Source organism: Pseudoalteromonas shioyasakiensis (genome assembly GCF_022398475.1).
Classification (GTDB): Bacteria; Pseudomonadota; Gammaproteobacteria; order Enterobacterales; family Alteromonadaceae; genus Pseudoalteromonas.
The window spans coordinates 1-24,717 of record NZ_JAKEVM010000061.1 but is presented as its reverse complement, the minus strand read 5'-3'; the positions used below and the strand labels follow the sequence as shown (position 1 = coordinate 24,717).

Here is a 24,717-nt window from a genome sequence, read left to right as displayed (position 1 = left end):
ATTATTTACTATGTGAATTTTTATCTAGAATAGCGGCGCTTTTAACCAAGAGGAAAACAAAGTGCCTGATATTGTTGTAATGTTTTTTGTTTTAGGACTCACAGCCGGATTACTTCGCTCTGACCTAAAAATTCCGCAAGCAACCTATGAAACTCTTAGCCTATTGTTGATGCTCACCATTGGCTTAAAAGGCGGCATGGTGCTACATGGCAATTTACATTGGCAACTCTTACCCGAAATGGGCGCTGTGTTACTGCTTGGCGGCTTAATACCTTTAATGCTTTACCCAGTTTTAAACAAACTGCTAAACCTCTCTGTTGCTAATAGCGCAAGTATTGCCGCCCACTATGGTTCAGTAAGTGCAGGTACATTCGCCGTTGCTTTAGCATATGCCGAATCGAACTCACTTAATGTGGGTGCTGAAGTCACGCTTTACTTAGTAATGCTTGAGTTACCTGCCATCATCGTTGGTTTGTTACTATTCCGCCGTCTGGGAAATGGGTCTGGGCAAAACCTATCACTCAAAGCGCTATGGCATGAAACACTGACTAACAAAAGCGTGATTCTGCTTGTAGGTGGTGTAATTATTGGCATGATGTACGGCACACAACAAGGCAGCCAAGTAACTAGCCTTTTAACAAACAGCTTTAAAGTTGTATTAGCGTTATTCTTGCTCGAAATGGGTTTAATGGCTGCACAAACACTGCGCCCTATTCCATGGCATCATTGGCGTTTAGCATTATTTGCACTTATAACACCTAACCTATTGGGTGCTATCGGCGTCTGTGTTGGTACTGCCCTTCAACTCGAACTGGGCTCGGTAGTAATATTAGCAAGCCTAGTTGCTAGTGCCTCTTATATTGCTGCTCCAGCGGCTATTAAAGCAGCGATTCCTGATGCTGATATAGGCTTAGCCATGTTATGTTCTTTAGGTATTACCTTTCCTTTCAATGTATTACTAGGAATTGGCTTGTATCATCAAATAGCATTGTATATGAATTAAAAGATTCGCTAACTATCACTTTATGCATGAGATTTTTTAAAAAGTCGTTTAATATAAATAAAAAAGCAGTGCAAGGACATGCTATGTTCAATCAAACGCTTAGCACTGAGCAACAGCATGTAAGTGATATTTTTATGCGCTTATGTACGCTTTGCCAGGTGCAAAATAATTTAGAATTAGAGCAACATTTATCATTACAACGTGGCTTTTGTGAGCAAAGTATTGAGCTTGCAACTGTTCCTTATGAGTTAATTGATGAAGTGGCTAAAGCTTCTGAGGTTAGCTTTGATTCACTACTTAATGGTAATAACCAAACCACAGCTACACTCGATGGGCCGGTATTAGAAGCAGTGAGTAACGGTATTATCAAGAGTATAAAAAAGCTATCAATGGCGGGGTTAATTAAGGGTGAAAATCAAACGCAAGAAGCACTTAGTCAACTTGCAGATATTCAGCTAAAACAAATAGCAAAAGAGCTAAAAATACAAAGCCAGGTTAAATAACCTGGCTTTTTTACTAATTCTTACCTTTGTACATTTTTTCGTAAATGTCAGATATGTTGTTTTGCTTATCGTAGTATCGCTGCAGCTCTCCAAGCGATAACTCCTTTATTTTATCGCTAGCAAGCCCAGTCGGTTCTGCTAATTTAAAATGTGCAGCGTGCGGTGAAGTGCCCATTAAGGTCGCAATTTCGCTCTTTAGTTGTTCAGCTTTATTGAATAGTTTAATTGCTTTGCTGATATCTGTTTCATGCTCGGCTTGTAACGTGCACCAAACCACCTCAACAGACTTAGACCTTATTTGATCTTCAAAAATATTTTTGCGCGCAATCAACCATGTACTTGCAATCAGCAAGATGGCTAAAAGGGCAATGGCTATGTAAATTAGTTCAAGCATTACGATCCCTCGGTAAACTAAATGTTACTATACACCCAAACTTGGTCCGTAATACATCAGGAAAAAGCATTATAAATGATAGTACAAGGCTGATATACAACACAATAAAGCTGTAAACGTAATGTATCTGCGCAAATTCTTGCTGCAAATCCAGAACAACAAATTTCACCCAAATAATTAAGTGAGACAGAGTTAGAATAATGAAAAGTTTTGAAACTTTGAAAAATAAATCATTCAATTTATAACTAAACATTGTATGAAGTTTATACATCATAATAAGCATGACTGAATTTGCAATTACAAATCCTAAATATACATTTTGTGCACTTGCTGCTGAATTATGATTCTTCACATACTCCAAAGCATATTCCATCATCAAAGCTGTAAATAAATAGTTAGCGCAAACATTGGCAATAGTGATGAAGTTGCTAAAAAATTCTTTTTCTTTTAAAGCTTTTCGCAATGAATTAATTAAAGCTATCAAGTAACTAGTTGCGATTACAGCTTGAAAGGAAAATGTATCAGTATATGGCTTAATAACGAGCCACTTATTATAAAGCTCTTGCAGAAACTCCACAGGCGCAAACTCTTTTTTCTTTCATGTTAGAATGTTAGATAAAAAAAAACCAGCTCTTAGCTGGTTTTATGTATTAGTTTTCTTTCTTTTTAGGATTTAGAATGATGATTCCGCCCGAGTTGTTTAGATTTTCTTCTTTTTTCTTAGGGTTAAGAATTATGATTCCACCTGAATTTTTAATTTGCTCAACTGAGTTAGTTGAAACTGGTGCTGCGTCGAATGCTAAAGTAGATAGTAATAAAGCTGATAAAGTCATTTTTTTGTTCCTTCATTGTTAAAGATAGTTTTCGTTAGCAAATACCGAGCCACTAAAATACAAATTTGGGTAAAAACTAACGACTAGACCCTATATAAGCATAAAATTAAACCGTTAGGCCATTTTTTATACTAACCGTGTATGCAAAACGTACGCTGAACGGCATCAAACCGTTTAGCTCTATAAACTAGCTAGGCTCTATGCCATAATTCTGTTAATTCAAAAAATAAGTCAAAGCGGTCCTACGCTTAGCAAGGTTTAATGCATGGCATATCCAGAACAACAGCAACCAACAATTTATTGGCACGACTACGAAACATTTGGCGCAAGCCCGCAAAAGGACCGCCCAAGTCAATTTGCAGGTATTCGTACCGATCTCGATTTGAATATTATTGGTGAGCCGTTAATTGAGTATTGCAAGCCAGCTGCCGATTACTTGCCCCACCCTGAAGCGTGTTTAATAACGGGTATTACCCCGCAAGTTGCGATGCAAAAAGGCTTAGTTGAAGCTGAGTTTATGGCAAAGATACATGCTGAATTTAGCCAGCCTAATACCTGTGTTGCGGGCTATAACAGTATCCGTTTTGATGATGAAGTCACACGTTACAGCTTATATCGTAACTTTTATGACCCATACGAGCGTGAATACAAAAACAATAATAGCCGCTGGGATATTATTGATTTAGTGCGTGCCTGTTATGCACTTCGCCCAGAAGGCATTGAATGGCCGCTTAAAGAAGACGGGTCACCGAGCTTTAAGCTCGAGCATTTAACCGTTGCCAATGGCATTGAGCACGCTGCCGCTCACGATGCTTTAAGTGATGTAACGGCAACCATAGCGTTGGCAAAATTAATAAAAGAAAAACAACCTAAGTTGTATCAGTTTTTCTTTAGCTTACGTTCTAAAAAACCACTGGCTGATTTAGTTGATGTGTTTAACATGACACCATTGGTGCACACCTCATCACGAATTCCGGCAAGCCAAGGCTGCACCAGCTGGATTGCACCAATGAGCTTTCACCCAGTCAATAAAAACGCCATTATTTGCTTTAATTTAACTGAAGATCCGCAAGTCTTATTAGATTTATCAGTTAAAGAGCTACGAACGCGTCTTTACACAAAACACAGCGACCTTGGCGAAGATGAAGCACCGGTAGGCTTAAAACTCGTGCATTTAAATAAGTGTCCTATTCTCGCACCAGCAAAAACCTTGTTACCAGAGAACGCAGCCCGTTTAGGTATTGACCGCGAAAAGTGCTTACAAAATCTCGCTATTTTAAAAGCCAACACTGAGCTTCGCGACAAAGTAACCGAAGTGTTTAACGAGCAGCGTGATTACGGCGAAACCACTAACCCTGATTATCAACTTTATGATGGTTTTACCAGCCATGCTGATAAAGCAAAATTTGCTATGATACGTGATGCAACACCTGAGCAATTAGCCTCAATGCAGCTTGATTTCGATGATAAAAAGTTTGCTACCTTGTTATTTAGATACCGCGCGCGAAACTGGCCACACACCCTTAGCCAAGATGAATTAGCCACTTGGCGCCAGTATTGCCAAAACAAGCTAATGCATGGCGAAGATAGCCCGTCGATAAGTGGCCAAGATTTCATGATCACCCTTGAAAATCTAGCTCATGAAAATGATGATAACGAGAAAAATCTGCATATTTTAAAAGCCTTGTACAATTACGCACAAAGCATGTAAAAAAACGCGACAATTATTGTCGCGTTTTTTATGAATATTACTTTTTATGTAACGCTTCGATACGCGCTAATAAGCTAGAGGTGTCGAAACGGCCGCCGCCTAAAGCTTGTACATCGGCGTAATATTGATCAACTGTTGCCGTCATCGGCAAAGTTGCGCCGTTTGCCTTTGCCTCATCCAAAGCGATGCCTAAATCTTTGCGCATCCAATCAACAGCGAAACCAAACTCGTATTCGCCAGCCCACATTGTTTTGTAGCGGTTTTCCATTTGCCATGAGCCTGCAGCGCCTTTAGAGATGGTTTCAATTACTTTTTCACCATCAAGGCCAGCTTGTTTTGCAAAGTGTAAACCCTCAGCCAAGCCTTGCACCACACCAGCAATACAAATTTGATTTACCATTTTACAAAGTTGACCAGAACCTACTTCACCTAATAATTGGCTAAAACGGCTAAAAGCAGCCATGACAGGTTGAACAACATTAAAGTCGGCTTCGTCGCCACCAACCATCACAGTTAATACACCATTTTCTGCACCCGCTTGACCGCCAGAAACCGGCGCATCTAAAAATGCGATACCTTGTAGTTTCGCTTGAGCACCCACTTCACGTGCCACTTCAGCTGATGTTGTAGTGTGGTCAACTAAATAGCTGCCCTCATGCATGCTTGCTAGCACACCATTTTCACCATAAACAACTGAACGTAAATCATCATCATTGCCTACACACATGAAAACGATATCAGCCCCTTTTGCGGCTTCACTTGGCGTTTCAGAGTATTCACCTTGATACTCTGATACCCACTTTTGCGCTTTAGCCGTTGTGCGGTTGTAAACTGTCACACTGTGACCTGCGTTGGCAAGGTGACCCGCCATTGGGTAACCCATTACACCTAATCCGATGAAGGCGACTTTCATTGACATAAAACTGACCTATTTGAGTGATAAATTAGTAACAATTTCATTATCTCAACCGAATAACTAAAAAGCGAATGAAAAAAAGTTCATTTAAACCGTTTAAAAACACACAGGTAAAACATGGATAGTATATATCGTTTCAATGCCCAGCTTGCTTCTGGTGAAAACTTTAGCCTTGAATCGTTACAAGGAAAAACAGCGCTTATCGTCAATATTGCCAGCAAATGTAATTTTTCAGTTCAAATGGCAAGCCTTGAAAAGTTGTATCAAGAATATAAACAGCAAGGTTTTACCGTACTCGGTTTTGCCTGCAATCAATTTGGCCACAATGAGCCACTTGATGGCAATGAGCTTAAAGCCTTTTATCAGCAACACTTTGATGTCAGCTTTCCTATTTTTAACAAGGTGTTAGTCAACGGCCCAGACGCCCACCCGTTATTTAATTATTTAAAGTGTCATACCCGTGGAATTGCACAAAACCGTGCAATTAAATGGAATTTCACCAAATTTCTTATAAACTCAGAGGGTCAACTCGTTGCGCGATATGCCCCGCGCACCAAACCCGAAACCCTCAAAATGGTGATAGAGAGTAATTTAAATGATGAAACTGGCCTTATTCAGTGCGCAAAAGTATGAGCAACCGTTTTTTGAAAGGAATCTAACTGAATACGCTGAGTCTGTTTCGCTCAGTTATTTTGAGCAATCCTTAAACAGCAATACCACGCCCCTCTGCCAAGGTTTCGATGCAGTGTGCGTGTTTGTAAACGATACGGTCGACAAACACGTCATTGCAGATATAGCGGCTATTGGCATTAAAGCAATCTTATTACGCTGTGCAGGCTTCAATAATGTAGACCTTGATGCTGCCAAAGAGCATAACATCAAGGTTTGCCGCGTCCCTGCATATAGCCCAGAAGCAGTAGCAGAGCATTGTATTGCCCTTATGCTAACGCTCAATCGAAAAACCCATAAAGCCTTTAACCGCGTACGTGAAGGTAACTTTGATTTAAACGGCTTACTTGGCTTTAATCTGTTTAAAAAAACTATTGGGATTATAGGCTGCGGCAAAATCGGTTTAGCGCTGGTAAATATATTAAATGGCTTTGGAGCTAAGGTACTCGTTTGTGACCCAATGGCTGGTGAAGGCCCTTATACCCTGTGCGATTTAGACACTTTACTCACACAAAGTGATGTCATCTCATTGCACTGCCCGCTCAACGAGCATACTCATCATTTAATTGATGCTAGCGCATTTGAGAAAATGAAAGATGGTGTCATGCTGATTAACACCTCTCGTGGTGCACTTCTTGATAGCCAAGCATGTATTCAGGCGCTTAAGTCTAAAAAGCTCGGACACCTAGGGCTTGATGTGTATGAGCAAGAGTCAGAGTTATTCTTTAAAGATCACCGTGAAGAAATCATGCAAGACGATATTTTTTCACGTCTTATTAGCTTTCCGAATGTGTTAGTGACAGGCCACCAAGGCTTCTTCACCCAAGAAGCACTTAGCGAAATAGCCTGCACCACATTACAAAGTGCTAATGAGATAAGCCAAGGCTTACCATTAACTAACGAAGTTATTTAAAGCAAGCGCCCGTTAAATTAAAAAGGCGTGAGGTTTAACCCCACGCCTTTTACTTTTTGTCTTTTCACTTAAAACTAGCAACTAGCAACTAGCAACTAGCAACTAGCAACTAGCAACTAGCAACTAGCAACTAGCAACTAGCAACTCAAGACTCTATTTCAACAACGCCACGTTCACAAAAACCGCCGTCATTAATAACGGGCAGACAAAGCGAATGTACTGGGCAAACCAATAATGAGGACCGCTCGATACTTGATGCAATTTATTACCACGCTGCCATAACCAGCCAACAGTAATGAAATAGAACAGTCCCATTAAAGGTAATTGGTACTGTGTGAGCACCATAATGACTAAACCAAATAACCAGTCAAAGTTTAAAATAATAAGTGATGAGGCAATAAACACGATTAGCGTTACAAATAAGGTCGCTTTTTTGCGCTCTACACTGTGATTCTCAACTAAAAATGCTACTGGAATTTCGGTCGATGAGATGGTTGATGTCACTGAGGCAATCGACATTAAAACAAAGAATAATAAGCCAACGAGTAAACCCACTTGGCCCATCGTGCTAAACAGCTCAGGTAAAATCGCAAAAATTAACTGCCCTTCACCGACCAATTTACCGCCGCTAAATACCTCTACACCGTTGTGTTGAGCAACAAAAATAGCCGGAATAATCAATAAACCCGCTAAAAAGGCCACACCAGTATCAAGCAGTGCCACGGTTCCAGTTAATTTAGGCAGGTTCGCATCTGGCTTTAAATAAGAGCCGTAAACCATCATACAACCAACACCTAACGACAATGAAAAGAACGCTTGTCCCATTGCCGCAATAATTAAGTTTGCATCAAAAATTTGACTAAAATCTGGCACTAAATAGGCTGCAAAGCCATCCATCGCACCGTCTAGGGTGGCGATATAAGCAATTAATGCCACTAATAACACTAGCAATAATGGCATTAAGCGGCGTGACCAAGTTTCGATACCTGATTTAACGCCTTTTAAAATAATACTCGCTGTAAGAATAAGCATCAGTGGCGTAAACACAAAATTACGTGCCATCGAGTCACTGTGTAAAAAGTTACTTAACTCAGTAAAACCAAAGAAGCTTGCGACTGGCTCAAGCGCATAAGCGAGCATCCACCCTGCAACTATCGAATAAAAGCTTAACATCACAACCGCACCAAAGAGACCAATATAACCAGCTGCTGCCCCCACTTTAGGCGCTGTGTCTTGCCACGCGTTAGATAATGCTTTTACTGGATTCGCTTGCGCTTGGTGGCCTAAATACAGCTCAGTATAAAGAGCCGGAAGCGCCAATAAGAAGATAACAATGAAGTAAACAAGTAAAAATGCACCGCCGCCATGGTTTGCCGCTTGTGTTGGAAAGCCCCAAATATTACCTAAACCTACCGCCGCACCAGAAGCTGCTAAAACGAAACCTAATCGACTTTGAAAGCCGTCACGAACTTGTGCCATACATCTACAAATCTGTTATTATTTTTCATCATTAAACCATAATTACAGTCAACTGCGTAAACTATTTGCGTTTGTTCATGCCTATAAATGTGCATCTGCTGTAAAAATAAACAAAACTAAATACGAGCCTTCGTGTAAGCGTTAAACCATGAGCAGTGACTACTTTTCGAATACTCTTATCATCGAGCAGCAAAGCCAAATAACGGTCAAAAAAATTATGCTGATGGATGCAACACATATTGATGTTGCAAGTTTACCCCTTGATAAATTACTCAGTGAGTTTGAATTAAGCGTACTTGAAAAACGCAAAATTCCTAGCGCTAAGCAAGAGTACTTAGCGACTCGCCTAACGTTAAAGTATTTGTATCAACATGCTTACCCTCATGATGATTTAGCCCTCAATGAAATATCGAGCCAGTTTGATGACAAAGACAGTAAGCTCAAATTACATACAAAACGCAGAGAACCTGTGTGGGCCTGTTTATCACATTCGAATGGTTTAATTGGCGCAGCCCTTAACCCTGAACAGCAGCTATTTGGTTTTGATATTGAACAAAGCAGTAAGCCTCGCCCTTTTATCAAACTCGCAAAGCATTTTTATCATCAAGATGAAGTTGACTTAATTAGCCGTTTTGACGCTCCCGATGAACAGGCACAGTGCTTTTTTAGAATTTGGACATTAAAAGAGTCGCTTGCCAAAGCAAGTGCTCAGCCAATTGCGAAACTACTTGCTCCTAATGTATTTGAAGAATTGAGCAAACATAATTTCAGCGCGAGTAGTAACTCTGTTGAAGGCTTTGATATAAGTGTTGTGGCACAAAAAAGCACTGACTGGCAGTGCTCTTTTATTAATTTTAACGACTTACGCCGCGACTTGGCTTTCTAATAGTCGGCTGTGAATAGCCTGCACGACTTCATCTGACTCACTTTGCTCAACTAAGAAGCACAGGTTATGTTTACTTGCACCGTGGCAAATTAAACGAATATTAAAATCACTCAATACCTGCATTAAGTTCATTTCTTGCTGACGTAATTGAATTTCAGAACCAATTAAAGCCACCAGCGTTAAGTTATTCTCAACCGACACATGACAAAACTCAGAAAGCTTATCTAAACAAGCTTGATCAAGCTCAGGGCGTGATGCATTTGGTGCGTTATCTAAAGTGATTGCAACACTGATCTCGGAGGTAGTAACCAAATCAACCGAAATATTAAACTCACTTAAAATGGTGAAAACACGCGCTAAGAAACCACTCGCTAGGAGCATTTCAGGGCTTTTAACCGTTAACAGAATTTGGTTTTTACGCTGTGTTACGGCACGAATACCTGGTTGCTGAGATTTTTCTTTTTCAATCCATGTACCACCTAACTGCGGTTCACGGCTTGAACCAACAAACACACTAATATGGCTACGGCTTGCAGGTAAAATGGTTGCCGGGTGCAGTACTTTTGCACCAAACGTTGCCATTTCTGCCGCTTCATCAAAGCTTAAGCGTGCAATTGGGCTTGCTTTAGCGCATAAACGCGGATCAGTACTGAAAATACCCACAACATCGGTCCAAATATGCACGCTTTTTGCGTTAATTGCTTCAGCGAGTAATGCAGCACTGTAATCTGAACCACCACGGCCTAAAGTGGTCGTTTGATTGTGCTCATTGCTACCAATAAAACCTTGAGTTACCACAACATGGTCATCAAGTAGCGGCACTAAATGCTCTTTTGCAGCCGCAGCGGTTGCTGCAACATTTGGGGTAGCTTTAGCAAATTGGCTATCTGTTTTTAGCACTTTACGTACATCAAAACGCACCGCATCAAGACCTTGACCGCGTAATACTTGAGTAAATAAATACGATGACAAACGCTCGCCAAAGCTAAGTAGTTCATCTTGATCTGCTACTGACTTAGCCCCGTCTGATGCTAGCTTTTGAAAAGCCTTAAGCGTTTCATTAAAGCCATGTGCTAAATCAGCATCCAGTGACAGCTCTGCCAAAATTGCTTCTTGAATGGCTACCACACCAGTAATATGTTCATCACGCTCAGCCGCGCTCAAATCAGCTTTACACAATGCAACTAAATGGTTTGTCACGCCTGCACTGGCACTCACAGCAACAATACGTACTTGATTATCAGCACAAATGATTTCAGCGCAGCGGCTCATAGCATCAAAGTTAGCTACACTGGTGCCACCAAATTTTGCAACAACGTAATCTGATTTTGTGTTGGCGGCTAATTGGGTATTCATGTCGTCTCCTTTTGTGGAAAACTATCCACAGTAATTCAAGAAGAACTCGGCAAGGGGGTGCTTTGAAAATAAAGAGTAGTCCATGCCAGAAGCTCTCCACCTAGTTTGGTGACAGTTTTGAGGATTCAGCCCCATAAACCGAAAAATAACCGTGACGTCCGGTTAATTTTCTCGGCGAGTACTTCCCTCATTAATGGTCATCGGCGTTCGTCACCTCACATTAATTACCTAAGTATCGCACCTCTTCTGAATGTTAAGTTAACACCTGGTTAAAATAACAAAGCCTGCTGTTAAAAGCAGGCTTCGAAAGTTAACGTTTAGACGTCTAGCTGTCAAGTTGTTTTATGAAATTAAACTGCCCGCTAAGTGCGAACCGTAATAACCAACGGTATAAGCAATTAATAAATAAACCGACATTTTAAGATAGCTCATAAAGGTCAGTGCCTTAACCTTACTCATGGCAATAATACCTGCCGCAGAGCCGATAATAAGCATTGAGCCACCGACCCCAGTTGCGTAAGTAAACGACAGCCATTGCTGAGGACTCATCACAATATCAGCTTTTAAAAGTGCTGCAGTTAGAGGTACGTTATCTACCGCCGCTGATAATAGCCCCATCAAGTAGTTGGCATATTCCGGTGCCATCAACTCATATAAGTGAGTAAATTTAGCAAGCATACCAACTTCTTTTAATGCGCCAACCAGCAATAACACACCAACGAAGAACAATAAGGTGTCGTATTCAATTTCACGAATATAATCGATGATTTTTTTGTTAACGTCTTTTTTGCGCATTAAGAATTGCGCAACCAAAAACATCAGAGATAAACCAAATAAAAAAGTTAATAACGGCGGCACACTATAAAGCACACTCAAAGTTAACGTAGCAATAATCGTCGAGAAGAAGATAACCGCAATGGTAATATCTGTCTTTTCGATACGACGGGCTGCTTGTTTTTCAAACACAACATTACCCGACATACCCACCGACAACATCGCCGCGAGCAGTGCAACACTTGTCAGTGCAGGGGCAATTAATAATAGTAGATTAGCAATCGTGACTTTTTCGTCTAAGAAAATCATCAGGGTTGTAACATCACCCGTAATCAACGACACCCCACCCGAATTAACACTAAATACAATTAAGGTCGCATATTTTATTAATTTTTTAGGATCTAACTTAAGTGACATCACCACCGCAAGCGAGATTAAAGTTGCAGTTATGTTGTCTGAAATAGATGAAAATAGAAACGCAAACCCACCAATCAGAAACATCAGCTTTCGTTCACTGATTTGATTTGGCATAATTTTATGAACAATATTCTGGATAAAACCTTTAGAGTTTAAATACGCTACAAAGGTCATCGCAGCCATTAAGAACAGCCACAAAGTCGCGATTTCTAATATGTTGTGATCCAGTTGATGTTGTATGGTTTCTGGGCTTTGCCCATGAATTGGAGAGATAAATAAGATAATCCAGCATAAAGTGCCAAAAAAAAGCGTCGTTTTGGCCTTGTTTACATGGATAATATCCTCTATAACGATAAGCAAAAATGCCACCGCTATCAGGGTTAGGATAAGTGGGGTTACCATGGTGTTTGAACAACCTTTATAATAATGTAAAAATTGTAAGTCGAGTGTTTCGGCGCGGATTCTAGCAGCATAGAAAGCATAAAACTATTCTCAATTACATAATTTAATACTAATCGCTAACACCAAAGTCTGAATTTACTGGAGCCTTATGATCCCAGCTAAAAAGTTATTAAATACCCTTACTGAACATTGGGGGGTGTTAGAACTGCTATTTAAACGTTTTAAGATGGCTGATTTCAGCTTGAAAGACGTACAAAATGCGATAAAACAAAAACAACCTTCATGGTCAAATGAACGCATTTATAAAGAAACAAATCGTTTATTGAATCAAGATATTATCATTCCACTGGCAAAATCATCGCAGTTAGAAATCAACCGTGCGATCGCCGATTTTGCGACTTTCTTGCTACAAGAAGAACACTTAGGTCTTGCCCAAGAAATTAGTGTGCTTGTTGATGATTTAGCTCGCCTTGGTAATCGCCTTGCTAAAGCCGGTGAAATTGAAGATTACGACGAGCTTCGCCGCTTCAGCCGTATTATGGATGATCGGGTACGCAAAATAATGAAATTATTTGCCCACAATGAAAACGCAATTTTAAATATTGTTGAGCAAGCGAAAGCTGATAACGCGGTGCAATCACTGCAAAAACGCTATCAGGCTGTAATTGAAGCGTTCGATGAATACATCGAGCCTATGCTTGAAATGGTTGATATTCGTGGTGACTTCCATGCTTGCTTTAATACCATCGAAGCACAAATTAGCGCGCAAATAGAACAAATTGACCGCCTTGGTAAGTCCTATCAAGATAAGCGCATGCTTGAACAATTACGTACTCGTATTCTAGAAATGCATTTAGTTGGCCGTGAAAGCTTACGTAAAAGCGCCGATATGCTGATGCCGCTACGTGAAGAGTTACGTCGCAACAACCTAATTACTCGCCAAGCGGCTAAAGTGCTTGGTTTAGTGCGTAAAAATGGCGTCGATAACATGTTAAGTGCAGTACAGCCTAACTTTGTCTCAGACGCACAACGTTTTTCACTTGGTCAGCAACGTCATATCGTGGCTTATATGGCAGGCTTAGTTGACTTTGAGCACGATGAATATCAGCTTCCTGAACATGATGATGTGCCCGCCTATCAAAGCCCGCATATTCCTGATTACAACGACGTTAAAACACAATTTAGAAAACGCTTTAAAAAAGCCAGCAAAAAAGCTCAGCCGCTGCTTAGTTTCTTAGATGAAAGCTACCCAGACTTAGAAGCTGACGAAATGCTGTTCTTGTATCAAAAATTGATTAGCGATGGCGACCTTGAAATCAGCCAAAGCCAAGAGAAAGTAAAAATAAAAATTGCCCAGCAACACTTCTCTCTTTACCCATTTAACTCATCGATTGCTGACGATAAAAAAGCAACAGAGCAATAACCATGACAGATATTAATTTAGATGATTTAACGCATCTGCAAGCTATTAATAAAAAGCTCACATCAGGCTACCACATTAGCGAACAAGACACGCTGATGTGGCAAGAGCTTGACCAACACATTGATGCTTATCGCGCGTTATTTAACGCCCTTGGCCATGACCTACAACATGATAGCCGTGGCTTTTACTATTTTGGCAGCGACGAAAGCACCCCAAACATGGGGAAAATTTCGCGTGCCATCGCACTGACTATCTACATCTTAATTGAGCACTATGCCAATACCGGTAAAGATCCAATGCGTGCTTTGTTTGACGAAGTAAACGACCTTGAACTGATGCAAACCTTAGTGCAAATCAACAAGCACCTGTTTGATCAATTAGAAATCTTCTCAGGCTCAGATTTACGTAAAGACGTTTATCTACGTATGGTACGTTTAGGTCTTGCTCGCGAAGTAGAAAACGGCTTTATGCTGCAAGCACCTATTTATCGTTATATCGATGCATTAATGGAAGTAAACGAAGAAACCTACCTAGGAGATGACGACTAATGCAAAGCCAAAGCCTATACGGACTCAGCAAACTTGCGCTTTTAAATACCGCAGGCTATGCAAAATGCGTGATCCCACTGGATAAAAGTAGCTCTATTTGTGCACCGAATAATACCGGTAAAAGCTCGGTAATTAATGCCCTGCAATTTCCACTGATTAATGATTTGCGCTTAACAGAATGGGATGGCCACGATTTAGACGAAACCCGAAAATTCTACTTTTCGTCAGATCAATCCTATATTTTACTCGAAGCTGACCTGCCTAATGGCCCTGTGGTGATTGGTGTTGCCGGCCTTGGTAAAATTGCCGGTTACGCGCATCAGTTTTTTTGTTACCAAAGTAAGTTGAACCTTGATCACTACACTCAAGGCAAAACCATTGTAAAATTCACCAAGCTTTTTAATCACTTAAAAGAGCAAGGTTTCAATCCAATTGAATTAAAAGCGCAGGAGCTAAACGCCCTACTCACTGGCGGCGCAACCCCATTTGATGGCGATATCAACTTAAAGATGATCCCCCTCAATAACGTGCAAGATTCAGCAATTTACAAAGAAATTTTCCGCCGTATCCTTAACTTGCATAAGTTAGGTGCCAGTGATGTTAAGCGCTTTATGTTACGCGTATTTGAGCGCCATATGTCAAACTCACGGGTTGATTTTTATGAGGTATGGCGACGTTCATTCGATAAAGTGAATCGCGCTAAACGTGAATTAAAAGCCCTTGAGTCAATGCAAGAGCCAATTGCAGCTCTTGAATCAATGCTTGAAAACCAAACGGTTTTAAAAGGCAAACTTGCAGCCTATGCGCCAAAAATTGACCAAGCACTGATTGACTTTGAAACCTATCAACAAGACCAACTCACTGAGCTCAATATTGCCCTTGAAGATATTGAACACGAAAAGCATGAGTTCGACCAAAAGCAGCAGCTGTATATTCAGCAATCCCGTGATATTGAACGTAAGCAAACACAAATTGAACAATGGTTTTTAGACTATCGAGCGCTTAAATCTGAGTTTGAACTAGTTAATAAAGCCACTTTAAAAGTAAGCCTTACTCAGCTTAAACATGATTATGAATCGCTATCGCATTCATTAAGCAGTGCTCAAGGTCAAAGCTTGCACACGCTAGATTACCGTATCAGCGAAACACAAAAGCAAATTAAGAGCTTAAAACTGCAGTTAAAGAACCTCGAGTTCAATTTATTCACCCGTATGCGCGAAGATTTGTCTTTAAAAGAAGTTGAAGAAATTTCGCGTATTCTAAACCCAGATATCTTATCGTTTGCCACCACCAGCAATGGTGATGTTGATATAACAGACGAAGATGCTTTTGGTGAGTTTTTAGAGCAATTATCGGCAAATGTGAAAGGCGGTGTACTGACTCTTCCTGGCGCGACGATTAAACTTAAAAAGCTAAGCCCAGTGCAAATGCAAACGGGCGAAAATAAAGAGCAATTAACCGCGCAACTCGCTGCTCTTGAAAACTCACTGAAAGAGTTTAAACAACAGCGCGAAGTCGCTGCTAATGTGGCCGAAAAACAAAAAGAAAAAGATGCCTTATATGATGAGCTAATGGCTTCAGAAGAAGCATTAAAACGCTTTGAACAATTTGAAGTGATGCAGCAATCTGTCGATGCACAAACTCTGCTAAAAGAGCAGTTAAATGCAGAGCGCGAGCAAGTTGACGACTACCTGCAAGATATTCAAAAGAACAGTGGCTCAATTAGCGATCGTCGCTCAATTATCAAGTCGAAAAAAGATCTGCTTGCCCGCCAAGCTGACCGTTTGCGTCAAGTTAAATCTGAACGTATCGATCACACGCTTGATTTTTACTCAGGCAAAGTCACTCCATACATGATTGAAATCAATATTGATTTTGATAACTTAAGTGACCTCATTCATCACTTTAACAAAGACTGCCAAGAGCTACGTAACTTTGATATCAACGTACGTAACACCTACATGCATATTTACAATGCGGGTATTACTAAATTTGATAACGAAAACGATGAGTTTACTAAATACGAAAAGCTCATCAGCGCGTTTCATAACATCGATAACGAGCGCGATGCGGTTGAACGTCAAGGCCGAGTTGCGTTAACCGAAGTAGCCGCCACTATTAAGGGCTTGCGTGAAGACTTAGACCGCCTACGCCGCGAAATGAACAGCTTTAATAAAGGCATTAGTCAGCATCGGATTTCTAACCTTCAAGCATTCAAAATTAATGTTATTCCGCGCAAGATGTTGGTTGATAGCATTGATACCATTATTAGTACCTCAAATCAGTTTGAGCAAGGCGATACCCTCGACCTATTAAGCCAAGAGCCTTATAGCGAGTCTGCGGTAAACGAAGCGAAAGATCATTTGATTAAGCTTGCCTCAGAAAAAGCCGGTTTAACACTGACCGACTTATTTGATATTCGTTTTGAAGTAGTAAACCGTGCTGGTGAAACTGAGCACTTCGAAAAAATTGATTCAGCCGGCTCTAACGGTACCCGTATCACCATTAAGCTACTTTGTGGCATGCTGTTTATTCGTTACTTATTAAGCGACCAAGAACAAAACTTGTATCGTATTCCGATTTATATCGATGAAGCAGCTGATATAGATCCACAAAACCAAAAAGCAATTATCGAAACCGCGCTAAGCTTTGGCTTTGTGCCGATTTTTGCCTCAGTTAAACCACAAGTTAGCTGTGATTACATCGTCCCTATTCGTACTGTTAAAGATGGTGCACAAAACTGGGTGGATGAAAAAGACTGGATAGAGGTGGAACACACCGTTTAATTACAAAAATTAATCATTGATTCAGTCAAGGGTGACTATGTTTACAAACTATTACAGTACTTTTTTGTAAATGTGCCATAGTTTTTAAATAATCATTCAGTTGAGTATTATTTGTGTTATGTTATCAATCAAGTAGTGGAAATTTTGCCAAGGAGCAAACAATATGAAGAACTTATTAATCGCGACGGCTGTATTATTTTTAGCGGCTTGTGCTAAAACGCCTGATTGGGATTACGACAAATCAGCAGATTTTAGCAATTATAAAACCTTCTCTTGGGTACCTAATGCCAGCTTGACTAAAAACGTAGCGAACTACCAAATTAGCCCTTTAATGGAAAAACGTGTTCGTGACGCTGTAAATGCTGAACTTGAAAAAAGCGGTATGAGGCTAGTTGATTTAGCACAAGCAGATGTACTGATTAACTATCATGCCTCTGTTGATACTAAAATTGATGTAGATACCTTCAACGTAGGTTACGGCGCACGCTGGAATTACTGGGGTATGGGTTATAACACGCAAACAACCACTCGCGAATATGAAGTGGGTACGTTAATTCTAGACGTGGTAGACCGTGCTTCTAACCAATTAGTTTGGCGTGGTGCTAAAGAAGGTCGTTTGCAAAAGAACCAATCACCTGAAAAGCGCACTGAAGTTATCAAAGAGACTGTTGCTAACATTCTAAGTAACTTCCCACCGCAATCAATTAATCAAAACTAAACACTGTTTTAGTTAAAAGACCGCGCAATTAGCGCGGTTTTTTATTGCCTGTTTAAATCTGGTTGGAGTGGTATAACTCAGTGATTCAGATACAATACCCGCAATTTTCAGTGCGCCTAACTAGCCCACTACCCCAGATTAAACAAAATCAAGAGAGTTTTAGATGGTACGCGCAGTACAGCTTACACTTCCCGCATTATTCGTCACTTGCTCAGTGCTAGCAGAAGACACCAACAATATTGAACAAATCACCGTTGAAGTTTCAGCAACCGCAAATAAAGAACCTGTAGGTACTTTTGATGCGCCAGTATCAAACTTAGAATATGACCCGCGTGTCGATTTGCAATCGCGCAATATGGCTGAAGCACAAGCTGATGTAACCATTCGTGGTGGTATTTTCGAAAATACTGGCTTTCGTGTTGGTAGCAGTACATTATTTGACCCTCAATCTGGTCACTACTTTGCTGAAATTCCAATTGCGCCGCAGATGCTAACAGGCCCTTCAGTGCTTACAGGTGCTGATAATGCCCTTTATGGTATGAATAACTCGGTTGGTACGGTTTCATTTGGCTGGCGCCCTATCACAAGTACTGGCAGCGTTTCTCTTGGCACAGGTACGAATGGCTTTAATTTACAAAGCATTCATGCTGCCCATAGCCAAAAGCTTGATAGCAAACCTGATTGGCGATTAGGTTTTGAAGGGGAATACTCTCACTCAAAAAGTGATGGCTCAATTGATAATGGCGACCACGACTTCGAACGTGCCTCAGCGCGTATTCAGCTTGCAAGCTTTACCTCACAAACTGATTTAATGTTCGGACGCCAAGAGAAGTTTTTTGGTTGGCCAAACCTTTATACGCCATTTAACTTTAACGAAACCGAAGATCTTGAAACCAAGCTTTTCATGCTCAATCACAAGCAAATGTATGGTAAGAGCAATAGCCTTGAAGTGACTGGTTATTATCGTAAACATAACGACCATTACGTTTTATCTCGTGAAAACCCAGCTATTTTTGAAGCGTTTCACGAAACCACGGTTAAGTCATTGGCACTCTCTGGACGCCACCGTTTAAATGACCACTATGCAATTAATTATGCTGGCCAATTTATTGCTGATGAAATTGAATCAACGTCTCTTGAAAACAATTTTACATCACGCAATTACACCAAGCTAAGTATCTTGCCTGAGTACAAGACAGCTCTTACAGCGAACAAAGAGCTTACTTTACGTGTTGGTGCTGCATTTGATGATACGAACCGTGATAGCTCAGATACCTCATTTATTGCCGATGCCAGCCTTAAAGTAGCTATTCAAAATGGCAGTGAACATACTTGGTATGCGTCATACGCACAAGCATCACAAGTTCCCGGTTATACCGCCATCGGCGGCAGTGAAACGGGCGGATTATTCAGAAGTAACTACAGCCTTGAGCGCGAAACCACCGATAACCTTGAATTAGGTTTACTGATTGAACAGTCTTCATGGCGCTTAGATTCAGCTATTTTCTACCGTAAAGATAAAAACCTTACGGATTGGACATATCGCTTTGATGCAACCTCTGCACGTTTTGCAAACCCGGTTGATATAGACACCTTAGGCGTTGAGTTTTTAGCGAATAAAACGTTCGAAAGCACAGAGTTAATTGCCAGCTATACCTATTTAGAAAAATCAGAAGACTATGGCACGGCAGATATTGATGCGAGCTTTTATGCGCTTAACTACCCTGATCACCGTGTAACACTGGGTGCAGTATGGCAACCAATGGATGTGCTTGAGCTGCGTATCGATAACGAATGGCGTAAGCAACATAGTAACCGCTTACGTAACTCTGATGATGAAGCCTTCTTCACGCAGTTAACGCTAAAATTCACCCCAGCTCAGCTTGATAATGTGTTTGTTACCTTTGCAGCTGACAACATTTGGGATGAATCTTTCGAAGAAGTACCGGGTACCCCAGGCCGCGGCGAACAATACACTCTTAGCGCTACCTATACGTGGTAAGTAAAACAATAATGCCAGTCACTTGACTGGCATTGTTGTGTCACGTTACTTTCCGAGATATCTATCAAACCATAACCAAAATTATATTAAACGCCATAAAGAAAACTTAAGCTATAAAACACAACTGATCCCAGCAACCGTTAAAAAGTGTTAATGGTTTAATCTTTTTAAGTCATCTGCTCAAGTTCAGTAATTAAATACAGTGCTTGTTCGTTAGTGGTGCCACACACATCAATCGTGGCAGAAAAGTCACTACACACCTTAGGCCTTGATTCATCACCAAATAATTTACATAGGTTATTATCATCAAGTTGAATACAGCGCTCTCCCGCTGCTTTGCCGTTGGGCATTCCTGGGATCGGTGAGCTAATACTGGGTGCAATACAACAGGCGCCACAGCCTAATCTACATGCCATTTTATCTGTCATTGAGTACCTCTTATAGAACCTTTGTAGCGCCTTTGTAATATGTGTAATGGTTTGTTACATCTTCAAACGCCTTGTAAACACTTTATTGCGTATGCTTAGCCTATCAAATTTATTTTTAATTACCGTCAACCGTGAGGGACTATCCCGTGGCTAGTAAAAAACAAATCATTCTCCCTATCGCCGTATTAGTCGGCGGACTTGGAATGGCATTCGCATTTGCCTCTATGAAGCAACCGCCAGTCGAAAAACCAGAACAAGATCTGCGCCCGCTTGTATCAATTAAACCGTTAAGCTTTGACGCCATTACCCTTGATGTAAAATCATACGGTATTGTTAAACCTAAAAACCAAACTGAACTTGTTGCGCAAGTGAGTGGTCAGGTTGTGTCGTTATCAGATCAATTTGTACAAGGTGGATTTGTTAAGCAAGGCGACATTCTAGCACGTATTGACCCAAATGATTACGAAGCGGCACTCATTGAAGCTGAAGCCGGTTTGGCACAAGCAAGCTCTGCACTCGAGATTGAACGTGCACAGGTGTCAGTTGCGCAAGCTGAGTGGGACCGCATCAAAGGTGACTCAAACCAAGTTATTCCATCTGAGCTTTATTTACGTAAACCACAACTTGCTGAAAAACTTGCAAGTTACCGTGCAGCGCAAGCGAGTGTAAAACGAGCTAAACGTAATCTTGAACGTACATATATTAAAGCACCATACGACGCGATTATTGACGAGCGTCTAATTAGTTTAGGCAGTGTAGTAAACCCTGGTAACAGCTTTGGTAGTCTGAGCTCAACGTCACTGGCCGAAATTCGTTTACCTGTTGCTGATAAAGATCTGCAATACCTAAATAACCAAGGAATTGGTGCAAGCGTATCAATTAATGCTGAATTTGCAGGTAAACAAACAACCTGGCAAGCAACTATCGTACGTAGCGAAGGAGTTGTAGACCAACGTAGCCGCATGAATTACTTAGTAGCACAAGTAGCAACGCCTTATGAGCAAAAGCAGCCATTACGTTTTGGCTCATACATTAATGCCACTATCGAAGGCCGTGCGCTGGATAATGCGATTGTTGTTCCGCACCATTTAGTTAAAGACAAAAAAGTCGCTGTTTTACAAGATGGCGAAACGCTTACCTTTAAAACACTTAACATCGTTCGCGAACAAAATGGCATGGTGATCGCCGATAATGGCCTTGCTAATGGTGAGCAACTTATTACCTCGGCACTTGAATACCCAACTGAAGGCATGGCGGTCAAGCTAGATGACGCAAAACTGAGTGTGCCAACAACGCAGTTAGCGTTAAAAGAGGAATAAGCCATGACCACGCACAGAGAAAAAGGGCTTATTGCCTGGTTTGCTCGCAACCCAGTAGCAGCAAACTTACTTATGATTTTCATTTTAGTGGGAGGCTTATTGACAGCAATGTCGGTGCGTAAGCAAATGTTCCCACAATTTGAAAGTAACTGGATCAGTATTCAAGCTGTTTATCCGGGGGCTGCGCCGCAAGAGGTAGAAGAAGGCATCACCATTAAGGTCGAAGAGTCATTAGAAGGTCTCGAAGGCATTAAACGTTTAATTACCTATTCGAACCGTGGTTTTTCACAAGCTTGGATAGAAATCGAAGAAAAGTACGATCCACAAGAAGTACTCGATGAAATCAAGATGCAGGTTGATTCAATCAATACCTTCCCTGCAGAGATGGAACGCCCAATTGTTCGCCGTGAAAAGTTTGAGCAAGAAGTGATGATACTCGCGCTGTATGGCGATATGAGTAACTACCAACTCAAAGAACTTGGTAACGATATAAAAGATGAGCTACAAGCTTTACCACAAATTAACTTGGTCAACTTTTACAGTGGCTTAAACTACGAAATTGGCATTGAAATCAGCCCAGATAAACTACGTGAGTATGGTTTAACTTTCCGTGATATTGCCACAGCCGTTCGCAGCTTTTCTGCCAATATGTCTGCAGGTCAAATTCGCTCTGAAAATGGCTACATTTCGATGCGTGTTGAAAATCAAGCGTATCGTGGTAAAGAGTTCGAAAATCTGCCTTTATTACACTTACCAGATGGTGCACAAGTTTTCTTAGGTGATGTAGCAACAATTAATGACGGCTTTGAAGAAGGCTTACAATACTCTAAGTACAACGGTAAAAACTCACTAACTTTTGAAGTAAATGCTTCGAAAGATCAAGATATCACTAAAGTTGCTGCGGTATTAAAAAAATATCTAGCAGATAAAGCACCACAGTTACCAGCAGGCGTAAAACTATCACCGATTGTTGATTTAACTTACTACCTTGAAGGTCGTCTAAACATGATGATCGACAACATGATTTGGGGTGGTATTTTAGTGATGGTGGTACTGGCGCTATTTTTACCACTACGCTTAGCGTTTTGGGTAATGATGGGCTTACCTGTGTCATTCCTAGGTGCATTTTTAATGATGCCACTGGGCTTTATTGATATCACTGTTAACTTAGCTTCTTTATTCGCATTTATACTGGTGCTCGGGATAGTCGTTGATGATGCTATCGTCGTCGGTGAGTCTGCCAGTGCTGAAATTGAAAAACACGGTCACAGCCTAGATAACGTAGTGCGCGGCGTAAAACGCGTTGCTATTCCTGCAACCTTTGGGGTGTTAACCACAATTGCCGCATTCCTACCACAAACATTGGCATCAGGACCTGGCTCTGCGTTTTCTAAAGCCATTGGTGGTGTAATTATCCTATGTTTAATTTTTTCATTAATTGAGTCAAAACTAATTTTACCGGCTCACTTAGCAGCCATGAAAAATAAACCTGCGAACCCTAAAAATCCATTACATCGCTTACGTTTAGGTATGGATAATGGCTTAAAGAACTTTGTTGATAATTACTACACACCATTTATTGGTCGCTGTATTCATTACCGTTACACCGTGATTGTTGGCTTTATCTGTGTGCTTATTGTTAGTGGCGGTATGTTCGCTGGTGGCTTAGTGAAATTTGTTGCGAACCCTAAAATTCCACATGATTTCCCGCGTATCTCAGTTGAAATGAATTTATCTTCTTCTGAGCAAGCAACCCTTGAGACAGCGCAAACCATTGAAAAGCTGATTTTAGATGTCGATAAACAACTTGAAGAGCAATATGGTCAAGCGATGATCCGCGACTTATCGGTTAGTTTACGTGGTCGTACAAGTGCACGCATTATGGCGATTTTGGTCGAACCGGACTTACGCCCTATTGATACTTTCCAGTTAAGTGCAATGTGGCGCGAACAAATGCCACCACTGCCAGGTGTGAAAACGCTGAATATTGAAGACAGTATCATGAATGGCGGCCGTGATGACGGTGATGTTAGCTTTCGCTTAGAAGGCAAAGATATCAATAAGCTCAAAGAAGTGGCTGCAAAGTTAAAAGAAAAGCTAAATAGCATGCAAGGCGTAGGTGATGTAAATGACTCGCTCCAATCTGCAACTGACGAGGTTCAACTTGAACTTAAACCGCTTGCTTACAGCTTAGGGTTAACCCTTTCAGATGTGGCATCACAAGTTAGCTTTAGCTACTACGGTTTAGAAGCACAACGTATTTTACGTGACGGTGAAGAGATTAAAGTGATGATCCGCTACCCTCGTGAATCGCGAAACGCAGTAAGTGACATCACAGATGCACGTATCATTACACCAACGGGTGTTGAAGTACCGCTTGCTGAAGTTGCTAAAGTCAACATTGTGGATGGTGTAAACCGTATTCGTCGTGAAAACGCTAAACGTACTGTAAACGTTTGGGCTGCGGTTAACACAGACCAAGCTGAACCATTTGCCATTGCAAAAGAAATTCGTGACGAATACTTACCTAGCCTACTGAAAAGCTACCCTGGTGTAGAAAGTAATGTGGCAGGTCGTATTCAAGAAGAAATGGACAGTGTGGCAGAACAAGTACGTGATTTTGCTTTATCAATGATGATTATCTTTGCGTTACTTGCTATTCCACTACGTTCGTACTCACAGCCATTTATCATCATGTCGGTTATTCCATTTGGTGTAATTGGTGCAATGTTCGGTCATATGATTTTAGGTATGACAATGAGCAGCTTGTCAGTATTTGGTATTATCGCGGTTGCAGGTGTGGTCGTAAACGACTCGCTAGTGATGGTCGACTTTGTCAATAAAGCTCGCGCCGAAGGTGTAGCAATCAAAGAGGCCGTGATGCAAGCCGGTGCGCGTCGTTTTAGAGCGATATTACTGACCTCAATAACGACCTTTATTGGTGTATTACCAATCATTATGGAAACAAGCTTACAAGCAAAAATCGTTATCCCAATGGCTGTATCTCTAGCATTCGGGGTGTTATTTGCAACGGTCATTACGCTTATTTTAATCCCTTGTCAGTACGTCGCCTTAGAAGACTTTAAACGCTTAATTGGCAAGCTAAGAGGTAAAAAAGCAGAGCCAGAAGCAAAATTACAAACAACCAGTAATTAAGCCCCTCTCACGATCCCAACCGAACGCTTGGCAATAAATTTGCCAAGCGTTTTTTTATTTAAAAAGATGTTCCTATAAATC

The 24,717-nt window shown here is 40.9% G+C and carries 21 protein-coding genes and 1 riboswitch; of the genes, 13 read left to right on the top strand and 8 right to left on the bottom strand.

The features are described from left to right. Positions 1-61 precede the first annotated feature (61 nt). Both L1D51_RS12030 and L1D51_RS12025 read left to right on the top strand, forming a co-directional pair. Positions 62-1,003: a sodium-dependent bicarbonate transport family permease gene (locus L1D51_RS12030; RefSeq protein ID WP_054561675.1), complete on the top strand. Its 942-nt coding sequence runs from the start codon at positions 62-64 to the stop codon at positions 1,001-1,003. 83 nt (positions 1,004-1,086) lie between these two features. Beyond that, entirely contained in the window at positions 1,087-1,506 is a 420-nt protein-coding gene (locus L1D51_RS12025; RefSeq protein WP_239963750.1) for a hypothetical protein, read from the top strand. 13 nt (positions 1,507-1,519) lie between these two features. Here the strand turns inward: L1D51_RS12025 and L1D51_RS12020 are convergent, their stop codons facing one another. The 3 genes from L1D51_RS12020 to L1D51_RS12010 all read right to left on the bottom strand — a co-directional run bounded on the left by L1D51_RS12020 (position 1,520) and on the right by L1D51_RS12010 (position 2,733). Then, the gene (locus L1D51_RS12020; RefSeq protein ID WP_239963749.1) at positions 1,520-1,900 is read right to left on the bottom strand and encodes a hypothetical protein; all 381 of its coding nucleotides are present in this window, start codon (positions 1,898-1,900) and stop codon (positions 1,520-1,522) included. Then, positions 1,893-2,477: a hypothetical protein gene (locus L1D51_RS12015; protein WP_239963748.1), complete on the bottom strand. Its 585-nt coding sequence runs from the start codon at positions 2,475-2,477 to the stop codon at positions 1,893-1,895. The genes L1D51_RS12020 and L1D51_RS12015 overlap by 8 nt, the downstream gene beginning before the upstream one ends. Positions 2,478-2,550: 73 nt before the next feature. Next, the gene (locus L1D51_RS12010) at positions 2,551-2,733 is read right to left on the bottom strand and encodes a hypothetical protein (RefSeq protein WP_054561679.1); all 183 of its coding nucleotides are present in this window, start codon (positions 2,731-2,733) and stop codon (positions 2,551-2,553) included. A gap of 265 nt (positions 2,734-2,998) precedes the next feature. Between L1D51_RS12010 and sbcB the strand changes: the two genes are divergently transcribed. Then, a complete protein-coding gene (sbcB, locus tag L1D51_RS12005) occupies positions 2,999-4,444 on the top strand; it encodes an exodeoxyribonuclease I (RefSeq protein WP_239963747.1) in 1,446 nt (481 codons plus the stop codon). Between the two features lie 37 nt (positions 4,445-4,481). On the opposite strand, the gene L1D51_RS12000 is transcribed toward sbcB, so the two are convergent. Further along, positions 4,482-5,363, bottom strand: a complete 882-nt coding sequence (locus tag L1D51_RS12000; protein WP_239963746.1) for an NAD(P)-dependent oxidoreductase — start codon at positions 5,361-5,363, stop codon at positions 4,482-4,484. A 114-nt stretch (positions 5,364-5,477) separates the two neighbouring features. Here L1D51_RS12000 and L1D51_RS11995 point away from each other — a divergent pair, with 114 nt between their 5' ends. Further along, entirely contained in the window at positions 5,478-5,993 is a 516-nt protein-coding gene (locus L1D51_RS11995) for a glutathione peroxidase (RefSeq protein WP_054551485.1), read from the top strand. Further along, a complete protein-coding gene (locus L1D51_RS11990) occupies positions 5,959-6,942 on the top strand; it encodes a 2-hydroxyacid dehydrogenase (RefSeq protein WP_239963751.1) in 984 nt (327 codons plus the stop codon). The genes L1D51_RS11995 and L1D51_RS11990 overlap by 35 nt, the downstream gene beginning before the upstream one ends. Before the next feature lie 153 nt (positions 6,943-7,095). Here the strand turns inward: L1D51_RS11990 and L1D51_RS11985 are convergent, their stop codons facing one another. Continuing rightward, on the bottom strand, positions 7,096-8,421 hold the full coding sequence (locus L1D51_RS11985; protein ID WP_239963745.1) for a sodium-dependent transporter: 1,326 nt from the start codon (positions 8,419-8,421) through the stop codon (positions 7,096-7,098). Positions 8,422-8,569: 148 nt separating this feature from the next. Between L1D51_RS11985 and L1D51_RS11980 the strand changes: the two genes are divergently transcribed. After that, the gene (locus L1D51_RS11980) at positions 8,570-9,307 is read left to right on the top strand and encodes a 4'-phosphopantetheinyl transferase family protein (protein ID WP_239963744.1); all 738 of its coding nucleotides are present in this window, start codon (positions 8,570-8,572) and stop codon (positions 9,305-9,307) included. On the opposite strand, the gene lysC is transcribed toward L1D51_RS11980, so the two are convergent. Both lysC and nhaD read right to left on the bottom strand, forming a co-directional pair. Then, positions 9,284-10,663: a lysine-sensitive aspartokinase 3 gene (lysC, locus tag L1D51_RS11975; RefSeq protein ID WP_055020817.1), complete on the bottom strand. Its 1,380-nt coding sequence runs from the start codon at positions 10,661-10,663 to the stop codon at positions 9,284-9,286. The genes L1D51_RS11980 and lysC overlap by 24 nt on opposite strands. Positions 10,664-10,744: 81 nt before the next feature. Beyond that, a riboswitch (Lysine riboswitch) is annotated at positions 10,745-10,917 on the bottom strand. An 88-nt stretch (positions 10,918-11,005) separates the two neighbouring features. Further along, a complete protein-coding gene (gene nhaD / locus L1D51_RS11970; RefSeq protein ID WP_054551492.1) occupies positions 11,006-12,256 on the bottom strand; it encodes a sodium:proton antiporter NhaD in 1,251 nt (416 codons plus the stop codon). Between the two features lie 148 nt (positions 12,257-12,404). Here nhaD and L1D51_RS11965 point away from each other — a divergent pair, with 148 nt between their 5' ends. The 5 genes from L1D51_RS11965 (at position 12,405) to L1D51_RS11945 (ending at position 19,733) form a co-directional block, all read left to right on the top strand. Next, complete coding sequence (locus tag L1D51_RS11965; protein ID WP_055196777.1) at positions 12,405-13,679, top strand: hypothetical protein; 1,275 nt, start codon at positions 12,405-12,407, stop codon at positions 13,677-13,679. Positions 13,680-13,681: 2 nt separating this feature from the next. Further along, positions 13,682-14,227 carry a condensin complex protein MksE gene (locus tag L1D51_RS11960; RefSeq protein WP_054561687.1) on the top strand — a complete coding sequence of 182 codons (546 nt, stop codon included), beginning with the start codon at positions 13,682-13,684 and terminating at the stop codon, positions 14,225-14,227. Beyond that, positions 14,227-17,013: an AAA family ATPase gene (locus L1D51_RS11955; protein WP_239963743.1), complete on the top strand. Its 2,787-nt coding sequence runs from the start codon at positions 14,227-14,229 to the stop codon at positions 17,011-17,013. Before L1D51_RS11960 ends, L1D51_RS11955 begins: the two co-directional genes overlap by 1 nt. A 163-nt stretch (positions 17,014-17,176) precedes the next feature. After that, the gene (locus tag L1D51_RS11950) at positions 17,177-17,731 is read left to right on the top strand and encodes a DUF4136 domain-containing protein (protein ID WP_239963742.1); all 555 of its coding nucleotides are present in this window, start codon (positions 17,177-17,179) and stop codon (positions 17,729-17,731) included. 163 nt (positions 17,732-17,894) lie between these two features. Further along, a complete protein-coding gene (locus L1D51_RS11945; RefSeq protein ID WP_239963741.1) occupies positions 17,895-19,733 on the top strand; it encodes a TonB-dependent receptor plug domain-containing protein in 1,839 nt (612 codons plus the stop codon). Positions 19,734-19,900: 167 nt separating this feature from the next. Here L1D51_RS11945 and L1D51_RS11940 read toward each other — a convergent pair whose 3' ends face one another. Beyond that, a complete protein-coding gene (locus L1D51_RS11940; protein ID WP_054562006.1) occupies positions 19,901-20,149 on the bottom strand; it encodes a YkgJ family cysteine cluster protein in 249 nt (82 codons plus the stop codon). 158 nt (positions 20,150-20,307) lie between these two features. Here L1D51_RS11940 and L1D51_RS11935 point away from each other — a divergent pair, with 158 nt between their 5' ends. Continuing rightward, entirely contained in the window at positions 20,308-21,480 is a 1,173-nt protein-coding gene (locus L1D51_RS11935; RefSeq protein ID WP_055020814.1) for an efflux RND transporter periplasmic adaptor subunit, read from the top strand. 3 nt (positions 21,481-21,483) lie between these two features. After that, a complete protein-coding gene (locus L1D51_RS11930; RefSeq protein ID WP_175081015.1) occupies positions 21,484-24,636 on the top strand; it encodes an efflux RND transporter permease subunit in 3,153 nt (1,050 codons plus the stop codon). Positions 24,637-24,717 lie beyond the last annotated feature (81 nt).